The organism is Neptuniibacter sp. QD72_48 (genome assembly GCF_047778065.1).
Lineage (GTDB): Bacteria > Pseudomonadota > Gammaproteobacteria > Pseudomonadales > Balneatricaceae > Neptuniibacter.
Map to the genome: position 1 here is coordinate 1,158,502 of NZ_CP180547.1, position 20,794 is coordinate 1,179,295.

Consider the following 20,794-nt stretch of genomic DNA (forward strand, 5'->3'; position numbering starts at 1 on the left):
GGGTTATTTACCAAATGTAAGGTTGGCATTTATATTCCCCGCATCTTCTGCCGGGGTGATGTGGATCTGGGTGAGGGTTACACCTTTATTCTCAAGCGCTGTAATGCTTTTGATTACGTTGTTGAATGCGACATTAGAGAGTGTGAATGATATTTCTTCTTCTGTAACGCTATTCATACGTGTGAGCTTTATTTGCTGACTGCTAAACGCGTTGTGAACAGACTGACGTAGATTGGATGCTTGTTTCTGCTCAGCGTTATTTACTGAGGCGCTAACCTGATATTGCGCTTGTTGCATCCATTGGTAGTCGCGCAGTTTTGCGTCTAATTGCTGATAGAGCATCTGCTCACTGTTCAGTGTAGGTTTTATGATCAATAGCCAACACAGTGCTAAGACTACAAATGGCAGTGCTATGGTTAGTGTTCTGATTTCTGTTGAGCTTAGGTTATTTAAGTAATCTTTTATCATTGTGCTTCTCCTTTGCTTGGAGAGTTAATGATTAACGTGCCATTGACGCCATTTTCTGTTTGTGTCAAATCACCCAGCTGCGCAGTAGTGCTCACTGTTTTTAATTTCTCTCTTAAGGTTTCTAGGGGAGGGAAACTACTAGCTTGTAATATGATTCTCATAACGCCTGAATCTTCTGAATATCGAATACTTGTGATTTCGAGTTCTTTGGGGGCCAGTAAAGGCGTGATAGAGCTTAAGAATGGAATAAATGCGCTGTTGTTTGTTTGGCCTGATTGCTCTCTTAAATTAGCTCGCATCTGCCCGACAGGGTTGATTACACGACGTGCCTGAGGGTAAATTTTCTTATAAAGTTGGACCATCTGTTGATCGATGTGCTTGATCTGTTTTTCCATCAAATGGTTGTTGTATAGCGAAGAGCCAAGCCAGAGTATAAGCGCGCACAGAGCAACTATAGCGGGAGGTAAAAGAAGCTTTTTATTTTGCTCAAAGGCACTAAACGTAGCGAACTCACCAACAAGAATATTTATTGGTTTAAAGCCTTTTGGTGATTCTAAATAACTTGCTAAGAGTAGATTCGAATCGTCGTCGGCGTTCTGAATATTAAGGTTTTCAGAGTCAATTTGACTTTGCATGTGTTCACACAGTGATATCGGAATCGCACCTTTAAAGTCTGTTGTAAAGCTAATGACCCGTTGATCTTCTATATAAAGTGTTTCTTCACTGATAGGTAGTAAGAAGCAATCTATAGACAGTAGTTTTAGATCTATATCCAGTGTCTTAAGTGCTTCTATCCACGTTGATAATTTCTGTCGATCACATACTAGGACTTCAGGTGATAGGGAGCGTTCGGGGTAATAAGCAATATGGTTATCTTCAATCGGATTACTGATTAACTCTTCTATTTGAAATGGGATACCGCTATAGGCTGCTTTAGATGTATTGGGTAGCTCAGCAGTGACTACTGTTGCGGTTTCTGATGGTAAAAAGCAGTGGCAGGCTATTTGCGAGAATGGCTCTATAGCTTGCTTTAGTTCTTCCAAAGAACCTTGGCCATATCTCATTGGCTGTTGCGGGGATGAAATACCCCATTCACATCGATTGCTATCTTCGATGAATCGAATGACCAAAAGATCTTTCATGGCATAACTCCGTAATACCGCGATAGGGTTTGGGCTTTTTCACCATCAGTTGAAAAATAAGCATTAAGCTCAACCCGAGAGCGTTCGTACATTACTTGAATGCGAGTTTTAAAATAATTTCTTTCTAGATGGAAAGCCTGATTAATTTCAGTTGGAAGGTTTTTTCCATCGGTCTGTAAAGATTGAATAAAGCTATTAATATCGCTGTAGCCGTCCGCCGGTTTTGATTGAATAATCTGTTTGGCATCTGCTGAATCGAGTACACCATGAGAGAGTGCACTGATTAAAGTCGCGTGTTTTTCTTCTAAATCATTGGGGTTTATCGCTAAGCGCGTATCCCCGGTTCTTGCACATAAAAGTTCAGAGATATTGCTGAATTGTTCATCCGATAAAATATCGAGTTGTTTCAGTTCATTTATATTTTGTAGATGCCCGTTTACCGGTAATGGTGTCGTTGGGCTGCTTCTTTCTAGGCCTTGGGCATCGATTGGGTCTGAATCTGCATCAATCCAATCAGCAGCTCTGCTAGTAAAGGATTTAGCCGTGAGCGAGTCAATATTATGACTGATTAGAAGTTGTTGTAGGGCTTTGATTGCAAAAGGGCGCTCTGGGTTAGGTACTCGTTGTTCTTTGTTTGTTTTGTGTGAATCTAAGCTGTTGATGTTAAAGCAGTTATGCACAGGGTTTAGCTGAATAGTCATGTTTCCTTGTGCAATAGGGAATTGCACGGGTACTGCACTATGTACAGCTGGTTTCTCAATCAGTTCTTTTGCAAGAATATAACTGTGTTGTTCTCCACTTAAGGCATACCACTGTGCTTGCTCTAGATCCTGAACACTTGCAAGTCGATTACTGTTATCACGTGTCATTTTATACAGCTCGGAAGCGATGATCGTTAAAATAGATACGAGGGTTAGGGTAACCAGCAAGGCAGCGCCTCTTTGACGTTTAGGGCTCAATTAGATCACCCCCTGGTAGTCCTACTATGAGTTCTGCTACCTCCCAGTTAGGGTGTCCAAACTCAAACTTGATGGCTTGTGGAAGGTTATCGCTTTTTAAATCTGTATATAGCAGCTCCCAATTCTGTTGGAACAGACTAATGTTGAGTTCTTCTAGACCTTGAAGTAAGCGGATCCGATGCCATGGAATAGGTATTAGTGGGTTTTGTGGAAAGGGTTGTTGTTCTCGAATCAGGTCACCATCAATTAATTTGTATCGAACACGGATTAGATCAGGGTGTGTTTGATCTGGCTTTGGTGTGGTGCTGAATCGAATGAATTCCATAAAAGTTGAGCCGACAGCCTGGCTTTGTGGGCGGAGCAGGAGACCTAAATTTGGTGTTATAAAGTCTTTCCCAGTAAGTGTTCTTGGGGTGATCTGTTGTAGATCTCTTTGAATGACTCTGAGCGAGTTATCTAAGTTACTCAAACGTTCTTGTTGTTGGCTTAGCTGGGATTTACCTCTTAGCATTACATCCAGCATGCTTTGAGCGGCTATCCCGATGAGAGCTGTGATGGCAATGGCGATGATTAGCTCTATTAGCGTAAAGCCCGCTTGATATTTACGTTGTAGCATTATGATTGATCCCTGTAACCAATCAGTGTTGCTAGAACATAGTCTTTATTATCTGATAATGTGACTGTGACCGTGAGTTTAGAGAAGTTTTCTACACTGGTTTTATCTTTTTTAATTCGCCACCAAAAGTCCCTTCCTGCGAATTTAGATTCACCTGAATTGTTTGATATCTGATTAGGTAGCATGGCTGTTTCTAAGGCATTATGGGCTACCCACATAGCCAGCTGGCGGTCTGATATGTGCCCAGCGTGTCTTAATGAGGAAGAGGTTGCTTGTACAATAGCAGCGGCAGCAACGGCAAGAATGGATAGAGCAACCATTACTTCCAGCAGCGTAAAGCCTAATTGTCTTTTGGAGGCGTGCTTCTGTGATGAAGCCCCCCCTTTCGTAACATGCTTATTCTTCATTTATCGCATAAGGCCCAGTTATTTCGAACTGCTCTTCTACAGTGCTATAAATAAGTTTATGAGGGCTTAAAAGCCCATCGGGTGATGCGTATAAACCGATACCTTTCAGGTCTTCATGGGGGCTGGGTTCAAATTCTAGTGTTACCCCTGTTGGGATATCAATCCATCCATCTTTTCTTTTGGTATCCCAACCATTAGGCCCCATTGATATAACTCTCAAACGTTGTTCATCGATTTGTAAGCCGTACCAACGTTGATCTATTAGCGATTTTTCACTCATTTCAAAGAGAATTGCTTTTACTCTGCTTTCAAATGTTTCTGGGTAGGATGAGTGGGAGCTGTAGGCCACAACAAAACCACTCATCAAACCAATTAAGGTGATGACGACCATCAGTTCTAGAAGGGTAAACCCACGCTGGTGGTTACCAATTGGCGATGTCACTACCGTTGCCTTCACCACCATGAGTGCCATCAGCTCCTAAAGAGTACAAATCGTATTTACCGTGCTCACCTGGTGATAGGTATTGATACTCATTGCCCCATGGGTCAGTAGGTAGGCGTTTAATATAGCCGTCGCTTCTGTAGTTTTTAGGGCTTGGGCCAGTACTTGGTTTGCCAGTTAAAGCCTCTAGCCCTTGATCTGTTGTTGGGTAGGTGTGGTTATCTAGCTTGTACATATCTAGGGCGTTTTCCAGCGAGGCAATATCCGCTTTGGCTTTTTCGACCATCGCGATATCTTGGTTTTGCAAAACGTTTGGAGCTACGATTGCAACAAGTAAACCTAAAATTACGATGACAACCATGATTTCCAATAAGGTAAAACCTTGATCCTTACGAGAATGTTTTCTCATCTGTCTAGTTCCTTTTAAAATTGGGTAAGATCGTTTAATTGCATAATTGGTAATAGAATCGCGAGCACTATGGCCAACACGATTAAGCCAAAAACAATGATTAGCACAGGCTCAATAAGCTTAGTCACAATGGAAATAATACTGTTGAGTTGATGTTCCTGTTGTTCTGCCGATTTTTTCAACGCGGTGGCTAATTCACCACTGAGCTCTCCGTTCGCAACCATAAAAATGGATATAGGGGGGAACAAGTCCGCTGTAGACATGGCTTTATTTAAGCTGCCACCTTCCCGCACTTTTTCCGCAATCGTTTGTAACTTGCTTTTAAAATGTAAATTCCCACTGGTCTGCTGACTGGTATAGAGCGCATCGAGTAGCGGAACCCCACTATGCAACATGATATTTAGGGTGTTTAGTAAGCGGGCGGTCTCTAGGTTGATCACTACTTTCTTGATAAATGGTGTTTTTAAAAACACTTTGTGTACGCGGAGTTTTATATGCTGTTTATTATAAAAATAACTGCAGACTACAATAGTGCCGATTAAGCCAGCTATCAGCCAAGCGCCATGGTTAACAACAAAATCTGATACAGAAATCATCACTCTGGTCAGTAAAGGTAGTTGTTGGCCTACATGATCAAATTGTTCGACTACTTTCGGAACAACATAGGCCATGAGTAGGCTAATAATTGTTATCGCAACCGAGGTTAAAACAATAGGGTAAATAGAGGCTTGCATGACGTTGTTGCGCAAGCGTTGGTTTCTTTCTGTGTAATCTGCAAGTTGGAGGAGTACTTGAGTGAGTTCGCCTGACTTTTCTCCTGCACGAATTAGCTCACGGTAGATAGGTGGAAAAATGTTTTGATAATCTGCCATGCCTTCTGCGATCGTATGCCCTTCACGGACTTTACTTTTCACGCCCTGTAACGCAGCCTTTAAATGTTTGTGGGTGCTTTGCTCAGACGTGGCTTGTAGAGCATCTTCAATCGCAACGCCAGATTGGACGAGTGCAGCAAGTTGTTGGGTAAACAGTGATAGGTGCTGTATCGAAACCTTGCCAGCAAAAAGAGTGCGTTTTTTGCTGTTCGTTTCTTTCACTTCAACTAAACGGTTTGGTAAAAGTTGTTGGTCACGGAGATTCTGACGTGCTTGCCTTTCTGAATCAGCATCAATAAATCCGCGCTGTTTTTTGCCGCTTTTATCTAGCGCATGATATTCATAGGAAGGCATGATCCGAGGCGTCCTTAACCATTCTTAAAACTTCATTGACGGAGCTCTCGCCTTTTAAAATAGCACTGATTCCTTCATCTAACATGCTGCGATGGTCACTTTTTATAGTTCCTTTAAGGTCGTGTTCACTGACTTTGGAGTGAATGTCGCGTGCTAATTCAGGTGTTACTTGTAAAAGCTCGTACAGGCCCAATCGCCCAGCATAGCCAGTTTGATTGCACTCGTTGCATCCTTTAGGTTGATATACTGGTTGCCCTGCTAGTTGGGTGTTACCTAATCTATCTGCATCAGTCGGGGATAGCGTCGTTGCCTCTTTGCAGTGAGGGCATAGTGTTCTGATTAGGCGTTGAGCCAGTACGCCCTTAAGAGATGATGAAATTAGATAAGGCTCCACACCTATATCGGTTAAACGCGTTATCGCTCCGAGGGCATCGTTTGTATGTAAAGTTGAAAGAACTAAGTGACCCGTTAAGCTGGCTTGAACTGCAATTTGCGCTGTTTCTGCATCTCGAATTTCACCAATCATTACAACATCTGGATCTTGACGAAGTATTGCTTTAAGGCCTTTAGCAAACGACATTCCTGTTTTGGTATTTACAGGTGTCTGGCCGATCCCCTCTAGCGCGTACTCTACTGGGTCTTCTACGGTTAATATATTGCGAGACTTTTCATTTAATAGCGTGAGCCCAGCATAGAGCGTTGTTGTCTTACCCGAGCCCGTTGGCCCTGTTACCAAGATAATGCCATTGGGTTGATTGAGTAAGCCAACTAGCTTTGTTCTAGTAGCATCTGGCATGCCGAGCTGAGTCAGTTCTAATTGTTGTGTGTGTTTCTCCAGTAATCGGAGAACCACGCGTTCCCCATGAATAGATGGCATTGTCGAGACTCGAACATCTAAGGCTTGGCCTGCCATACGAAGGCTAACCCTTCCGTCTTGTGGAACTCGCTTTTCGGCAATATCTAGTTTGGCCATGACTTTAATACGAGAGATGAGTCTAGGTGCCCAACGATGATCGGGTTGTAGGATCTCTTGTAACACGCCATCTACACGAATCCTGACGGACATGCAGTTTTCAAATGTTTCGATATGAATATCGGAAGCTTTTTGCTTTAGCGCTTGGGTAAATAATGCATTAATAATTCGAATTACAGGTGCATCGTCTTGGCTATCTAACAGGTCTACAGTCGAATTATCGTCGAGGTTAAGCTCATCCAGTTGCACTGTTTCATGTAGGTCATTAATGCTGTCCAGACTAGTGTCAGCAGATTTGTAATGCTGGGTAATTTCCGATTTTAGTGTATCTGCATCTTTTTTCTCAAAAACCGGGATACCACTAATGTGTCTATTCACTTCGCCTAACGCCTGCAGAGGCGTTTCATCAGAATAATAAATCGCGATCCCTGAGTCTGACTCTATTATCAGAATGTTGTGTTTATTGGCAAAGCCAAAAGGGAGCATGGTCGATGGCTTCATTCTCTAATAATGACCTTTAGAAAAATTGATCAGATGGAATATATTGAATTTGCCCTTTCTCATTAACATGGTTCGGAAGTGGCTGGTTTAGGTACCACTGAGGCGCTAACTCATTGTCATCCCAAGAAGGGAGCGTAGGGCGCTGTTCACCAGGCATTAGGTTTATACCTTGCTTATGTTTACTTTCTTGCTGCGCATACAAGGTATTGTATTTTTTACGTGATTCGGTAGTTGCTGAAGCCTGATCCATTAATACTTTCGGACGGATAAAGATCATAAGGTTTCGTTTAGTGCGTTTGGTTTGGTCCGAACGAAATGCTCTACCTATACCGGGGATATCTCCAAGAAGAGGGACTTTTGAGTATTGCTCCTGAACATCGTCGGTCATTAGGCCACCAAGCGCTAGCATCGCACCATCATCGACTAAGACCGTCGTTTCGATGACTCGTTTATCTGTCACAATATCCGAAGCTTGTAAGCCTGAAATAGATGATACCTCCTGAGTGATTTCCAATAGGATTGCACTACCTTCATTTATTTGAGGTTTTATTTTGAGCTTGATACCAACGTCTTTACGTTCGATCGTTTGGTAAGGGTTTGTGTTATCCGAACTAGTTGTTGATCCGGTGATAACGGGCACTTCTTGACCTACGTGAATACTAGCTTCTTCGTTATCTAAAGTGACTAGATTAGGAGTGGAGAGGATATTTGCATCTTGATCAGTCGAGAGTGCTTGTAATAGAGCGGCAAAAGAAAATCCATTGGTTCGGAATTTGCCTACACCTAGGTTAAAGCCTTCGGAAGCAAAACCCGTTGTAGCTTCTCCAGCGTTGTAAGCTGAAGCTAAATTTACAATCCCTTTCCCTGCGCCTGGGAAATTAACTGCTGAAATTGCTTTATTGTCGTTAGTAAAGAGCCACTGCACACCTAGCTCACGAGCTTTGGAATCACTGATCTCAGCGATGATTGCCTCTACCATTACTTGAGCTCTTCGGATATCTAAGCTGGATACGATGTTTTCCAAGTCGCTGATGATAGAAGGGTCACCGGAGATGATTATGGAGTTGGTTTGTTCATGAGCGTTGATGGTCACATCTTTGATCGCCACAGGGGAGGCTTTACCAGAGCTATTTTGAGAAGAGTTTTCAACAATGCTGCTACTCACGCCTTTTAATACTGGCAGTACATCTGCGGCTTTAGCATATTTTAAGTAAATGACTTTGTGATTCGCCGTACTCTCAACCTCTTCATCTAACTGCTCGATGATTTTCTTTAGTTTTAACCAATCAGGAAGTTCTGCTCGAATTATTAAAGTATTGGTTCGAGTATCTGCAGATATTTTGGCAGGTGTCCGGTTTTGCTCTTTTCCCTGTTGCTGAGTTAAGGAATTAAGCGTTCTCTCTAATTCGGTTGCCGATGCGTTTTTTAGCTTCACTATAGATAGGCGTTGTGAATCGGCTTTATCTACTTCCTGAATAATTTTAGAAATCCGTTTTACGTTGGAGGCTCTATCTGTCACCAATATCACGTTAGATGTGGCATATGCTGCGATCACACCAATCTTCGCATCTACCAGAGGGCGTAAGGTTGCTGCTAGTTGATTGCTATTTACATTTTTTACTTCGATGACTTGAGTGATTATTTTTTCACTATTGCTTTCCGGTATACCAAAGCCAACCTCTGCACCTTGCAGTTTTGCTCCTTGAGCGGGAATTACTTTAAGAATGCCGGAGCCGTTATCGACGACGGTGTAGCCTTTAATGCCTAATTGAATTAGGAAAATTTCGTAAAGCTCTTCATTGGTTAGGGCTTGGGGACTTTCTATGGAAATTTTGCCTTTAACCTTTTCATCGATGATGATGGTTTTTCCCACTAATTTTGCAATTGTGTTTATAAAATCACGGATCTCGACGTCTTGCATGTTCAGGTTGTAATCTTTTGCAAGTGTTGCTTGGGGAGCAAAAGATAGGATTAACCAGGTCAGCAGTACTGAAATAAAGCTAGTTTTTTTCATAGTTAAATTTCAATTTCAAAGGTCAGGGTTTGTTGTTCTCGTTGGAGACGAAGAGAGAACTGTGATGAATTCTTTATTAAATCAAGCAATTGGGCTTGGGAGTAATTCCCAGCAGCTTTTTCATTTATGTGTGTAATGATATCGCCAGGCTTTAAGGGGGTTAGTGCTAGAAGCGATCGATCTTTGCCGGCTATAACCCTGATGCCTTTTGTATCAGATTTATTTGTTTCTTCTAGTACAACAAAATGAGAAAGGTAGTTTGGTTGCTTTGAATGTCGGGTGCTCCAGTTATGGATAAACTTTTGCAATCGTCTGTTGTTGGTATAGTTAAATGAGGATACCAGTGGGGCATTTTGGACATTCGTTGGCGATGGAGACTGAGCGTTATTCTCGATTATGGGGGTTAATCCAATATCTTTGTCTTGGCCTGATTTCAATGGAAGTATTTCATTTTTTCCATCGTTATCTATTGTGATTTGATCTTTATTTATTTTTGTCAGGATAATGTCAGTTGATCCAAAGTAACTGAGAGGTTCCCCTTCGAGAACGGAGCCTCTTTTCCCTTTGTATTTAATTAGTGCGACATTCCGTTCATGTTCGCTGCTAATGATGCCAATAACCTCTATTTTTAGCCGAGTTACTTTTTGAGGTTTTGTTTCTTTCTTTGTCGGTGTTGTTGGCGGGATACCAAATAAATTGGCACTTGTTATTGCGTTGTATGTGAAGTGGGATTTTTCGACAGATTGGATCTTTTGCTGAATAGAGGGTGAATCGGGTAAAGAAATGGTGCTCGGTACTATCAAAAGCCAGATAAATTGGGCACAAAGCGCAGCCGAGAGAGCGATTAGCCCCCACGTTGTTATCTTTGAAACTAAAGCTGCGTTAGGCATCATGATACGACGTTTATTTCCATATAGTATTGAGCAAAATCCAATTGCCCAGTAATTATACAACTTAATTGATTTTTCTGGTAGTTACTCCAACGTTGTTAGCTGGTTATGAAGCTCATGTAAGTGAGAGGTTTAAGATAGGGATCAGCCAATAAAAGCCTCCAGAACTGAATCAATTACAAGGTTAAATTCAACCAATCATCGTGGGCTTGCGTAATCTTGAGGTTCCCATACAGATTTGTATGTTGTGCTCAATGTAACCCAACTTATCTGAGTGATATCGATTAATTTGTGGCAACCTGTACTTGGTTCCTGCCTTGTCTCTTCGCCTTATATAGCGCTTCGTCTGCAGCTTTTAACAGTGGGATGATCTCGGTGCCATTTTGAGGGTAGAAAGCAAGACCGGCACTCGCGCTAAGTTTGATGGTTTTTGATTCTATATGGTAAGTGTCATGGAGAGTCTCAACGCTACGATGGAGTGAAGATATGGCATCCTGCATTGTTTCTAGATCTTCTAAAACTACGACAAACTCATCCCCCCCTAATCGCGCAACAGTGTCCGAACTACGACAGGAGTGCATTAGTCTTTCCGCCATCAGTTTTAAAACTGAATCGCCCACATGATGACCGTAGGTGTCATTAACGGGTTTAAATTTATCTAAATCTACAATGGCTACACCGATCAACTGATTATGGGCTTTTGCTTTTTCAATGGCTTCGCCTAGTCTTTGTTCAAGTAGGGAGCGGTTTGCTACTTGGGTTAGGTGATCCACACGAGATAAACGCAGGACTTCTTGTTCTGCTGCTTTTCGTTCCGTTATATCGGTGGCGACTAAGCCAGTCGCAAAGATGTTTCCTTCAGAATCAGTGATGGGGAATTTAATCGATAGGTAGTCACGAATGTTACCATCAACGGGAGCTTTTTCTTCTACGGTAATGACTTCCTTTCTCTCGATCACTTGTAGATCAGCTTGCCGAAAAGCCGTAGCAATATCTTCGGGGAATATTTCATGATCGGTCTTACCGCAGAAACTATGTTTCTCTTGGTGGAATAAACGGGAATATTCTTGGTTTACATAGAGGTAACGTCCATCCAAATCTTTAGCGGCAATAACGGCTGTAGCGTTATCTGCAATCGCTTCAAAGAGATTGAGCCGTTGTTGTAGTTGCTCCAATTCAGGTTTTTCCACGCGCTACCTATATCCCTAGAACCTTAAGTAAGCCTAGTAGCTGTTTTTCTTGAATGAAAGTTAAAGTTTTTTGTGTGGGCCTTTTGACTTTTTGTATGGCTTTTAGAGGTTTTTAGTGGGTAAAACCCTTATAGGAATTAGGTGTATTGAGGGAGTCTTTCTTCTGTATTACATTGTAAGGCTTGATGTTTGTTTTGGATGACGATGTCTCAAATGCTTAGGATATTTTGTGCAGCCCTTTTATTGGTCTATTCCTTAATCGGATTATCAGCGGAAAAGATTGTAATTGCTGCGGATCGCTGGTGCCCATTTAATTGCGAGGCAAATGCGCCTTTACCAGGTTTTATGATCGAGGTAGCTACAGATGTATTCGAAGAGAAGGGGATAGAGGTTCAGTACATAGAGATGAACTGGTCTCGTGCTATTCAGGAAGCGAAGAAAGGACATATCAATGCAGTAGTTGGTGCCTTTAAAGGCGATGTGCCGGGGTTTGTTCTACCTGAGCAAGAGTTAGCAATTTTGGGTAATACCTTTTTTGTACATAAAGATTCGAATTGGCAGTATCAAGGGGTCGAATCGCTGCAAGGCCATCAACTAGCTGCTATTAGTGGTTACGATTATGGCGATGAATTGCGGGATTATATTCAGAATAATAGCTCCGATAGTGTGACAATGTTGGGAAGCGAGCAGCCCCTTCATCGAGGTATACAGATGCTGTCTTTGAAGCGGATCGATATGCTGGTCGAAGCTGAACCTGTGTTTTGGTACACCGCGAATCTTCTAAATAAGGCTGATCATTTTAAAGTCGCGGGTAGTGCAAAAGAGTTTGAAAAGTCCTATATCGCTTTTTCTCCGGTTATAGGTGAGTCTCAGGAATACGCTCAGATTCTTTCCGATGGAATAGAGCGATTACGCAAGAGCGGTCAGTTACAGGAAATACTTTCTAAATACGGTATGACTGATTGGCGAGAAGAATAGTTAGATGCGTTTTGAAAGCGCTATTTGATGCTGCGAAGGACTGTGAAAGTTAGAAAAAGTTCCACCCTTCATGGTGCATTCACCTAAAAAACACCAGCGAAAATGATATTTAAATGACGAAAATTGTCATTTTTGATGGATTCTTCTGCGAACGCACCAGTTTCGAGCGTTAAACCCTGCAAACCTGAAAATTACAAAGAAAAAGCCTGCCTTTATTTTCTTAAAATAGCCACCTTCGCAAATAATAACTCAGGTTTGTTACATTATTATGTTTCAGAAAAAACTAAGCGTAGCGGCTCTGGCATTCGGTGCAGTAGCTAGCGGCTCCAGCATCGCGGCTGAAGCGCAAAATGACGGTTTTAAAGTTGATTTAGGTTTACGTACTTTCTACATGAACCGTGATTTTGATCAGGGTATCCCAGACACTATTGCTGCGGGTCAAGCGTTCAAACTCGACGTTGCTTCTCCATACTTTGGTGGCTTCGTTGGTTTTGATGCAACTGTTACTGAAGTTGTGGCTTTGGAAAACGATAAGACCGATAACCTATCTGACGTGTTGGCGGCAGGTGGTAATGGTTATACAGCAGTTGAAAACCTATACGTTAAACTGAAGCCTCTGGATAATGTAAATATCCGTGCAGGCCGCATGGTAATGATGACGCCTCTACTGAACGATCTTCAGTCACGCCTATCTGCGCCAAGCACGCAGGCGATTTACGGCGATATTGCATTGGATAATATGAACCTTTATGCGTTCTATTCAGATGAAGCTTCACGTAACACTCGTCAGGGCTTTGATGAGTATGAAGTAAACGGCGAAGATTACGGTATTGCTTCTGTTGGTGGTGACTATACGTTTGCTAATGGTCTTAAAGCAGAAGTTCAGTACGCTGTAGCTGATGATTACATGAAGCAATCTTGGTTAAACCTTACTTACCCAACTAAGATGGGTGAGTATGACGTAACTCTAGATGCGCGCCATATGCGTGGTGAAGATGATGGCCACCTATTGGCAGATTACGACAGCCACCTAACAAGCTTGACTGCACGTTTTGCTAAAGGTAACTGGGCATACACTGTTAACTATCAAACTGTGGGTGGTAATGATGGTTATAACGTTCAGTGGGGCGGTCAAGATGATACTCAGTACTTCACTTACGGTGCAGTACAGCTACTAGATTTTAACGCAGATGATGAGCAGGCTCTTCAGTTCCGCGTAGATTACGATGTTCCTTCAATTCCAGGCTTACATCTAATGGCGCGTCACACTGAAGCTTGGGATATTGATTACGATGGTGGTACAGATGGTCAGCGTCGTGAAACAAACCTAGATGCTAAATACACTGTACAAAGTGGTAAGGCGAAAGATCTGAGTGTTCAACTGCGTGTTGCGCAGGTGAATGGTGATGATTCTGTTGTTCCTAACATCAGTGATATCCGTTTGATCTTGGATTACCCAATCAATCTTCTTTAAGCATTTTCCCGCTTGAGAACGCAGGGGCCTTAGGGCCCCTGTTTTTTTGCATCCTCTCTAGTTTTATTTCTTCTTGCCTGTTCCTTGGCGTGCTTTAAAGCGCGGGTTTGATTTACAAATCACGTAAAGTTTTCCGCGACGCTTCACAACCTGACAATCTGGGTGGCGTTTCTTAGCTGTTTTTAAAGAGCTCAGTACCTGCATTGCTATTCCTATTTAGATGCACGCTGTTGTTTACCAAAGCGTTTATTGAATTGAGCAATACGTCCTTCAGATTTCGCCTGACGTTTTTCACCGGTATAAACAGGGTGTGATGCGCTGGATATATCTAGTGTAACAAGTGGGTATGTATTGCCATCCTCCCAAACAACAGTCTGAGATGATTTAACAGTTGAGCGGATACGAAAATCTTGACCACAGCTGGTGTCGCGGAAGATAACGTAGTCGTAATCAGGGTGAATGCCTTTTTTCATTTTTGCCTATCCCTTAAATGTTATGTCATAACATAGTATATTATTGAGAATCATTTTCAATCTCATTTATTCTGGATTCTTGATGTGTATTTCTTGCGGTAAATTAAATCTAATGTATAGTGAAAGTAATTATCATTTAGATTTGGTTGTTTTTATGTCGCAAACAGCTCAGTTTGATTCGCCAATTAACGAATATCTGCAACATGTCCAGAAGCAGATACGTTTTGCAAAAGAACCGGACAATCCAAGTTTGATCAGTCATTACTTGGATATAGATACATGCCGGCAGAAGAGTGTGGAATCGCTGAAGCAGCACTATGAACGTCAGTTCCGTCTATTGTTAGATACGGTAGCGGATGAACTCATACCTAGTCATTGGCGTTGTTGCTGCCTAGATAACATCAATAAGCCTCTTGGCCAATTGGCGCGGTTGTTTGCAAATAATCGGGATGGGCAGGCTTACCTGTGCAAGCTTAAGTATGAGCTGAACATGACCTGTCATTACGTACTGTCAGGTCTAAGCCGTTAACCACAGTCAGGAAAAATAAGGATAAATAAGATGAGTAAGACACGTATAGCTAAAGACAGTATGGGCGAGCTAGAAGTGCCTGTTGATGCTTTATATGCAGCCCAAACGCAGCGTGCTGTGAATAACTTTCCTGTGAGTGGTCAGCCGATGCCAGAGGCATTTATTCGCGCTCTGTTACAAGCTAAAGCTGCGGCAGCAAAAGCCAATGTCACGCTAGATCAAATTCCAGAGAAGATGGGTAGTGCGATTGCTCAAGCGGTTGAGCAATTGCTAAATGAAGATGACCTGATGCGTCACTTCCCGGTAGATGTGTTCCAGACAGGTTCTGGTACAAGCTCCAATATGAATGCTAACGAAGTATTGGCTGCAATTGCGTCTGATATTTATGGCGACAATGTAGGTGCAAACGATCACATAAACTGTGGTCAAAGTAGTAACGACATTATCCCATCCAGTATTCATATCAGTGCTGCAGTTGAACTATCAGAGCAGCTGCTGCCGGCGTTGGAATATCTACAGAAAGCGATTGAAGATAAAGCTGCAGCCGTTGATGGTTATGTGAAGACAGGGCGTACTCACTTAATGGATGCGATGCCGGTTCGGATGAGTCAGCCACTTAATGGTTGGGCGACTCAAATTAAGCAAAATATTCGTCATCTAAAACAAATTCAGCCAACTTTACAGAGTCTTGCGCAGGGCGGCACTGCTGTAGGTACCGGCATTAATGCCCATCCTGAGTTTGCTAAAAACTTTAATGCCGAACTAAGCCTACTTACCGGTTTGGAATTTACTCCCGCAGATGATTTCTTTGCGCATATCGCTTCACAAGATGTCGCGGTTGCACTGTCTGGTCAACTGAAAGCGACAGCTGTTTCCGTGATGAAAATCGCCAATGACCTACGTTGGATGAACTCTGGCCCTCTAGCTGGCCTTGGGGAAATCGAGCTTGAAGCGCTACAGCCAGGTTCTTCGATCATGCCGGGTAAAGTGAATCCCGTTATTCCAGAAGCAGCAGCAATGGTCTCTGCTCAGGTGATTGGTAATGATGCTGCTATTACCGTAGCAGGCCAGTCGGGCAATTTTGAGTTGAACGTAATGTTGCCTTTAGTAGCGAGCAATTTGCTCAACAGCATCAAGCTGCTAAGCAACGTAAGCCGTCTACTGGCGGATAAAGCAATTGCCAGCTTCAAGGTGAATGAAGGACAGCTAAACCATGCGCTGTCTCGTAATCCAATTTTGGTAACAGCTCTGACCCCTATTATTGGTTACATGAAAGCGGCTGAGATTGCGAAGCAAGCTTATAAAGAGGGACGACCTGTTGTTGAAGTTGCGGCAGAAAATACCGATCTATCAGTGGAAGAGTTACAGAAATTACTCGATCCAGCCAAGTTAACCCAAGGCGGTTTATAAACTTCACAGCCAAGCAGGGACGCGTTATGGAGCAGTGGGAAGAGTTGATGAAGGCCACGAATAAGGCCTATGAAACACATTGTTATTACACCGCATTAGAGTTATGCCAGCGAGCGTTACGACAAGCTGTCAGATGTTTTGAAGGTCAGCTTGACCCAGATTCGGATAAGTTGCTTTCTGCGGTGATGGTTAGCCACTTTAATTTGGCTGATACCTACATCGCATTAGATCAAGTGGTTCAGGCTGCAGAGGTTTTTGAGGACGCATCTATTTATCTAAAGGGATTGTTGGCAGAGCGGCATTTAGGCGAACTGCAAAAAATCGCTGTATTAAGAGCAGGGAATTGTTTGCATACAGAATGGAATCGCTTTTTCCATAAATACCACGCCGAATTACCTCATGAGATGCAGCCGCGCTGTAATGGCCTGCATCTCCATTAATCATATCAATTTGAATTTTAGAAAGGCCGAAGGAGATAGGTGCCATGCTTCACAAAATTTTAAGTGCAATGGATAGCAAGTTAGCGTTTACGACAGCAAAAGCTCACTGTGATATCCCATGTAAGATTTATGACCCTGCGACGGCACAAATTGCGGCATTAACCGTTATTCGTATGGTCGATCTGATTACCGAACTAGATACGGGTGAGCCTCTAACCTTGGCTCAACAAGCACAATTAGCGCGTTTGGTTTCTGAGAAAGAAAAGCATGCGCTACAAGTGAAAGAAGAAGTACGAGTGATTTGGGGTGACTACTTTAAAGCACCGCAATTTGAACAGATTCCAGATGCTCATGATCAAGTGCACGGCATTATGCTGCAGGCATCAAAAGTTAAACAAAACATTGATCGCGAAGCTGCATTAGATCTTCTGAATCGCGTAAATACATTTGCAGAAGCCTTCTGGAAAACAAAGGGCGTAGAGACTTTTACGGCGACATGTCCTTATCCGCCTGCAGAACAGGTTACTTATCCAAAATTGGGTTAAAACAGACTAGGTTATCGAATGCTAAACATCGTCAAAATCGTTGGAGATAGTATGTTTCCTACATTAAGCGCTGGAGACTTCGTCTGTGTATGGCGGAGGTTAAAACGCATCAATGTTGGCGATTTGGTTGTGTGTGATCACCCCGAATATAAAAGAATGATTAAACGCGTTGCAGCTATAGACCTAGATGGACGTTATTTGTTGGAAGGGGATAACCCGACGAGTTTAGCTTCTGAAAAGATGGGATGGTTTGGCTTGGATAATTTGTACGGCAAGGTGATTTTTAAAATAAAAAAATAGCGACTAGTAGCTGGAGTAGAGTTTTCTGGCGAATTTTGGGGATCATTTGATCCCCTTTTTTATGGCGTATTAGTAAGCCGCCGTAACAGATAGCTCTACTAGAATTTCTGGGCGGGCCATTCGCGCTTCAACACATGCACGTGCTGGTTTTTCTACGTCAGCAACCCATGCATCCCATACAGCGTTCATTGCCGCGAAGTCTTTCATATCGCGGATATAAACGGTTACAGAAAGGATCTGATTACGGCTGCTGCCAGCTTTAGCTAGTAGATCGTCAACCTTATCTAGGCAGCGTTGTGTTTGTTCTGCAATGTCCCACTGTGCTTCGCCAGCGGTTTGACCGCATAGGTAAACGGTACCGTTGTGCTTAACAATACGGCTCATGCGATCAGTAGATTCAATACGTTCAATACTCATTGTGTTCTCAAATATATTTCTTATGTATGCGGCGGGTAATGCCGGTAAATAGGGTGTAAGGGATAGTGTCACTGCACTTGGCTATATCAGTCGCAGGAAGGTTTTCTCCCCACAGTTCCACATGGCTGCCGACATTAGCCGTCGGGATATCTGTCAGATCTACTGCCAGCATATCCATCGAAACGCGACCAACGATTTGCGTTTTATGTCCATCGACTAAAACTGGTGTGCCACTTTTAGCATGACGTGGATAACCATCGGCATAACCGATCGCAACTGTGCCGATCTTACTTGGGCGGCTGCATCTCCAGGTTTGGCTGTAGCCAACGGGTTCGCCCACCTCAAGCTCACGCACTGCGATCACTTCAGAGCTTAGGGTCATCGCTGGTTGCAGTTGATCGGCCAGTGGTTGTGACTCAGCAAATGGCGTTGCGCCGTACAGCATAATGCCGGGACGCTGCCAATCTCTGCGGGCATCTTCATGTGCGAGCGTGCCTGCAGAGTTTGCTAAGCTAACCGCTGCATTGAGAGTTGCGGCTACTGCATCAAAGCGTTGGATCTGTTCATTGGTGGCTGAAAGCTCAGGTTCGTCAGCAGATGAGAAGTGGCTCATCAGAACTACCTCTTTGACCTGATCTAGCTGAGACAGTTTTTCAAACGCAGCAGCGTAATCTTCTGGCTTCACACCTAAGCGGTGCATGCCACTATCCATTTTTAGCCAAGCGTTAATAGGTTTATCTATGTCAGCTTTAGCCAGAATATCGATCTGTTCCACGCTATGAATAGCGCACCATAGCTCTTTATCAGAGATATAGTTCAGTTCATCGGCTGAGAAGAAGCCTTCTAATAGAAGGATTGGTTTGTTGATGCCCGCTTCGCGAAGCTCTACTGCTTCTTCAATACATGCAACACCAAAACCATCGGCTTCATCTTCTAGGGCCTGTGCAACTTTAACTGCGCCGTGACCGTAGGCATCAGCCTTGATAATGGCTAATGCTCCTTGATCTGGGGCTGCGGATTTAGCTAAGCGATAGTTATGTCGAATAGCATCTAAGTTAATGGTTGCTGTGGCTGCTCTAGCCATACTCACTCCGGACTGTTGGTTCAGATAGTTTCGTTTGGTTGGTTTTATACAACCATAACAGCTTCAATTTCTATGTCAGCGTCTTTTGGTAACGCTTTTACTGCATAAGCTGCGCGAGCAGGATAAGGGGCTTCAAAGTATTTCGCCATGATTTCATTAACTTGCGCGAAATATTCTAGGTCGGAAAGCAAAACAGTGATCTTTACGAAGTCGTTTAAGTTACCGCCAGCAGCCTCTGCAACAGCTTTAAGGTTTTCGAAAACTTGAACCGCTTGGCTTTCAAATGACTCAGTTACCATCTCCATTGTTGCTGGGTTCAACGGGATCTGGCCAGAGATATAAACAGTGTTACCCGCTTTAACTGCTTGTGAATAAGTGCCAATCGCAGCAGGTGCTTTGTCTGTGGAAACTGTAACTTTCTGCATGATTTTATTCCTGTAATAAAAAAGGAGATACCGGACAGTGGGAGCAGCCGGTTCTCCAAAAATAGTTGTTATAGGGTGATAATTATTTAGGCGTAGCGCGCTAGCGATAGGCCTTCTTTGTCAATATCTGGAGCGGTGTTGCTGATGATGTCAGACACGTATTTGCCCGAGCCTAGCGACATGGTCCAGCCTAGTGTGCCGTGACCCGTATTAAGGAATAGGTTCTCAAATTGAGTCTCACCTAAAATTGGTGTGCCGTCCGGTGTCATTGGGCGTAAGCCTGTCCAGAATTCAGCATTCTCTGTGCAGCCGCCGCCCGGGAATAGATCGTTAACCACAAATTCCACATTGGCTTTACGCTTCTCTTCCAGCTCTTTGTTGTAGGACGCGATCTCGGCAGTACCGCCAACACGGATACGATCATCAAAACGGGTCACCGCAACTTTGTAAGTTTCATCCATCACTGTGGATGTTGGTGCTTTGCTTTCGTCAATGATCGGCAAGGTTAGTGAGTAACCTTTTATTGGGTATACAGGCACTTTTAGACCGATCTTAGACAGCACAGGGGTAGAGTAGCTGCCTAGTGCAACAAGATAAGAATCGGCTGTCATGGTGCCGCGCGAAGTGGAAACGCTTACAACCTGATCGCCTTCAGTGTTTATATTCAGAATGTCGGTTTTCATAATGAATTCGACACCCATCTTTTTACACTCATCAGCCAAGGCGTTGGTGAACTTGAAGCAATCGCCTGTTTCATCACCTGGTAAGCGAAGGCCACCTACGATTTTTTCCTTAACATTCGCGAGGGCAGGTTCATATTCGATACAGCCATCGCGATCTAAGCTTTGGAAATCTACGCCGCTCTCTTCTAGAACAGAGATATCTTTCTGGGCATCTTGCATCTGTTTATCTGTTCTAAACACTTGCAAGGTACCTTTAGTGCGCTGGTCGTAGTCTATATTTAATTCATTGCGCAGATCGATAAAGCAATCACGGCTGTATTCAGCTAGGCGAACCATGCGGGCTTTATTAGTGTGGTAAGCGCTTTCTGTGCAGTTGGATAACATTTTGGTCATCCACGCGAGTGTTTGGGTATCAACATCGCGTCCGCTGATCATAAATGGAGCTAAATCTTGCATTAGCCACTTAACAGCTTTTAGGGGAATACCGGGTCCGGCCCAAGGAGCAGAGTAGCCAGGAGAGATCTGGCCAGCGTTGGCGTAGCTTGTTTCTAACGCGACATCGACCTGTCGATCGATTATAGTTACCTTATGGCCAGCCTTGGCTAAATACCAAGCGCTCGTTACGCCAACCACTCCTGCACCTAAAACCAGTACCTGCATAATGTGACCTCATTTTCGTATTTTTTATGTTAATGAGAAAACACTAGTTTATTTGGTTTTTGCCAGTGTAAGGCGCTAAAGTTTGGCTATAATAAAGAATAATAACCTGCATATTTTACTTTCATAGTGGATATCAATG

25 protein-coding genes are annotated in these 20,794 nt (G+C 43.2%); 7 read left to right on the forward strand and 18 right to left on the reverse strand.

Features of this window, described 5'->3' with window-relative positions; translation table 11 throughout:
- Window positions 1-3: 3 nt before the first annotated feature.
- From gspM to ACMXYX_RS05025, 12 genes are all read right to left on the reverse strand, one after another.
- Window positions 4-468 carry a type II secretion system protein GspM gene (gspM, locus tag ACMXYX_RS04970; protein ID WP_415897781.1) on the reverse strand — a complete coding sequence of 155 codons (465 nt, stop codon included), beginning with the start codon at window positions 466-468 and terminating at the stop codon, window positions 4-6.
- On the reverse strand, window positions 465-1,610 hold the full coding sequence (gene gspL, locus ACMXYX_RS04975) for a type II secretion system protein GspL (RefSeq protein ID WP_415897782.1): 1,146 nt from the start codon (window positions 1,608-1,610) through the stop codon (window positions 465-467). Before gspL ends, gspM begins: the two co-directional genes overlap by 4 nt.
- On the reverse strand, window positions 1,607-2,569 hold the full coding sequence (gene gspK / locus ACMXYX_RS04980) for a type II secretion system minor pseudopilin GspK (protein ID WP_415897783.1): 963 nt from the start codon (window positions 2,567-2,569) through the stop codon (window positions 1,607-1,609). Before gspK ends, gspL begins: the two co-directional genes overlap by 4 nt.
- A complete protein-coding gene (gene gspJ / locus ACMXYX_RS04985; RefSeq protein WP_415897784.1) occupies window positions 2,559-3,185 on the reverse strand; it encodes a type II secretion system minor pseudopilin GspJ in 627 nt (208 codons plus the stop codon). The genes gspK and gspJ overlap by 11 nt, the downstream gene beginning before the upstream one ends.
- On the reverse strand, window positions 3,185-3,592 hold the full coding sequence (gene gspI, locus ACMXYX_RS04990) for a type II secretion system minor pseudopilin GspI (RefSeq protein WP_415897785.1): 408 nt from the start codon (window positions 3,590-3,592) through the stop codon (window positions 3,185-3,187). The genes gspJ and gspI overlap by 1 nt, the downstream gene beginning before the upstream one ends.
- The gene (locus ACMXYX_RS04995; RefSeq protein ID WP_415897786.1) at window positions 3,582-4,064 is read right to left on the reverse strand and encodes a type II secretion system protein; all 483 of its coding nucleotides are present in this window, start codon (window positions 4,062-4,064) and stop codon (window positions 3,582-3,584) included. The genes gspI and ACMXYX_RS04995 overlap by 11 nt, the downstream gene beginning before the upstream one ends.
- Window positions 4,015-4,443, reverse strand: a complete 429-nt coding sequence (gene gspG / locus ACMXYX_RS05000) for a type II secretion system major pseudopilin GspG (RefSeq protein WP_415893775.1) — start codon at window positions 4,441-4,443, stop codon at window positions 4,015-4,017. Before gspG ends, ACMXYX_RS04995 begins: the two co-directional genes overlap by 50 nt.
- Before the next feature lie 14 nt (window positions 4,444-4,457).
- A complete protein-coding gene (gspF, locus tag ACMXYX_RS05005) occupies window positions 4,458-5,669 on the reverse strand; it encodes a type II secretion system inner membrane protein GspF (RefSeq protein ID WP_415906566.1) in 1,212 nt (403 codons plus the stop codon).
- Window positions 5,656-7,143, reverse strand: a complete 1,488-nt coding sequence (gspE, locus tag ACMXYX_RS05010) for a type II secretion system ATPase GspE (protein WP_415897788.1) — start codon at window positions 7,141-7,143, stop codon at window positions 5,656-5,658. The genes gspF and gspE overlap by 14 nt, the downstream gene beginning before the upstream one ends.
- A gap of 16 nt (window positions 7,144-7,159) precedes the next feature.
- Complete coding sequence (gene gspD / locus ACMXYX_RS05015) at window positions 7,160-9,157, reverse strand: type II secretion system secretin GspD (protein ID WP_415897789.1); 1,998 nt, start codon at window positions 9,155-9,157, stop codon at window positions 7,160-7,162.
- A gap of 2 nt (window positions 9,158-9,159) precedes the next feature.
- On the reverse strand, window positions 9,160-10,050 hold the full coding sequence (locus ACMXYX_RS05020) for a type II secretion system protein N (protein ID WP_415897790.1): 891 nt from the start codon (window positions 10,048-10,050) through the stop codon (window positions 9,160-9,162).
- 281 nt (window positions 10,051-10,331) lie between these two features.
- Window positions 10,332-11,237, reverse strand: a complete 906-nt coding sequence (locus tag ACMXYX_RS05025) for a diguanylate cyclase domain-containing protein (protein ID WP_415897791.1) — start codon at window positions 11,235-11,237, stop codon at window positions 10,332-10,334.
- Window positions 11,238-11,441: 204 nt separating this feature from the next.
- Here ACMXYX_RS05025 and ACMXYX_RS05030 point away from each other — a divergent pair, with 204 nt between their 5' ends.
- Window positions 11,442-12,215 carry a substrate-binding periplasmic protein gene (locus tag ACMXYX_RS05030; RefSeq protein WP_415897792.1) on the forward strand — a complete coding sequence of 258 codons (774 nt, stop codon included), beginning with the start codon at window positions 11,442-11,444 and terminating at the stop codon, window positions 12,213-12,215.
- 268 nt (window positions 12,216-12,483) lie between these two features.
- Window positions 12,484-13,689, forward strand: coding sequence for an OprD family outer membrane porin (locus tag ACMXYX_RS05035; protein ID WP_415883844.1), 1,206 nt, complete (start codon window positions 12,484-12,486; stop codon window positions 13,687-13,689).
- A 63-nt stretch (window positions 13,690-13,752) separates the two neighbouring features.
- On the opposite strand, the gene ykgO is transcribed toward ACMXYX_RS05035, so the two are convergent.
- Window positions 13,753-13,893: a type B 50S ribosomal protein L36 gene (gene ykgO, locus ACMXYX_RS05040; RefSeq protein ID WP_415883845.1), complete on the reverse strand. Its 141-nt coding sequence runs from the start codon at window positions 13,891-13,893 to the stop codon at window positions 13,753-13,755.
- An 8-nt stretch (window positions 13,894-13,901) separates the two neighbouring features.
- Entirely contained in the window at window positions 13,902-14,162 is a 261-nt protein-coding gene (locus ACMXYX_RS05045; protein ID WP_415883846.1) for a type B 50S ribosomal protein L31, read from the reverse strand.
- A 154-nt stretch (window positions 14,163-14,316) separates the two neighbouring features.
- Between ACMXYX_RS05045 and ACMXYX_RS05050 the strand changes: the two genes are divergently transcribed.
- The 5 genes from ACMXYX_RS05050 to ACMXYX_RS05070 are packed head-to-tail and all read left to right on the forward strand — an operon-like array spanning window position 14,317 to window position 17,386.
- Complete coding sequence (locus ACMXYX_RS05050; protein WP_415883847.1) at window positions 14,317-14,691, forward strand: hypothetical protein; 375 nt, start codon at window positions 14,317-14,319, stop codon at window positions 14,689-14,691.
- A 30-nt stretch (window positions 14,692-14,721) separates the two neighbouring features.
- The gene (locus ACMXYX_RS05055; RefSeq protein ID WP_415906567.1) at window positions 14,722-16,101 is read left to right on the forward strand and encodes a class II fumarate hydratase; all 1,380 of its coding nucleotides are present in this window, start codon (window positions 14,722-14,724) and stop codon (window positions 16,099-16,101) included.
- Between the two features lie 26 nt (window positions 16,102-16,127).
- The gene (locus ACMXYX_RS05060; RefSeq protein WP_415897794.1) at window positions 16,128-16,541 is read left to right on the forward strand and encodes a hypothetical protein; all 414 of its coding nucleotides are present in this window, start codon (window positions 16,128-16,130) and stop codon (window positions 16,539-16,541) included.
- Between the two features lie 44 nt (window positions 16,542-16,585).
- Complete coding sequence (sodN, locus tag ACMXYX_RS05065; protein WP_415883850.1) at window positions 16,586-17,086, forward strand: superoxide dismutase, Ni; 501 nt, start codon at window positions 16,586-16,588, stop codon at window positions 17,084-17,086.
- Window positions 17,087-17,137: 51 nt separating this feature from the next.
- The gene (locus tag ACMXYX_RS05070) at window positions 17,138-17,386 is read left to right on the forward strand and encodes a S24/S26 family peptidase (protein ID WP_415897795.1); all 249 of its coding nucleotides are present in this window, start codon (window positions 17,138-17,140) and stop codon (window positions 17,384-17,386) included.
- Window positions 17,387-17,455: 69 nt separating this feature from the next.
- On the opposite strand, the gene ACMXYX_RS05075 is transcribed toward ACMXYX_RS05070, so the two are convergent.
- The 4 genes from ACMXYX_RS05075 to ACMXYX_RS05090 all read right to left on the reverse strand — a co-directional run bounded on the left by ACMXYX_RS05075 (window position 17,456) and on the right by ACMXYX_RS05090 (window position 20,655).
- On the reverse strand, window positions 17,456-17,803 hold the full coding sequence (locus tag ACMXYX_RS05075) for a RidA family protein (RefSeq protein WP_415883852.1): 348 nt from the start codon (window positions 17,801-17,803) through the stop codon (window positions 17,456-17,458).
- Window positions 17,804-17,810: 7 nt separating this feature from the next.
- A complete protein-coding gene (gene alr, locus ACMXYX_RS05080; protein WP_415897796.1) occupies window positions 17,811-18,887 on the reverse strand; it encodes an alanine racemase in 1,077 nt (358 codons plus the stop codon).
- A 44-nt stretch (window positions 18,888-18,931) separates the two neighbouring features.
- Complete coding sequence (locus ACMXYX_RS05085; protein WP_415883854.1) at window positions 18,932-19,312, reverse strand: Rid family detoxifying hydrolase; 381 nt, start codon at window positions 19,310-19,312, stop codon at window positions 18,932-18,934.
- A gap of 86 nt (window positions 19,313-19,398) precedes the next feature.
- A complete protein-coding gene (locus ACMXYX_RS05090; RefSeq protein ID WP_415883855.1) occupies window positions 19,399-20,655 on the reverse strand; it encodes a D-amino acid dehydrogenase in 1,257 nt (418 codons plus the stop codon).
- Between the last annotated feature and the right edge of the window lie 139 nt (window positions 20,656-20,794).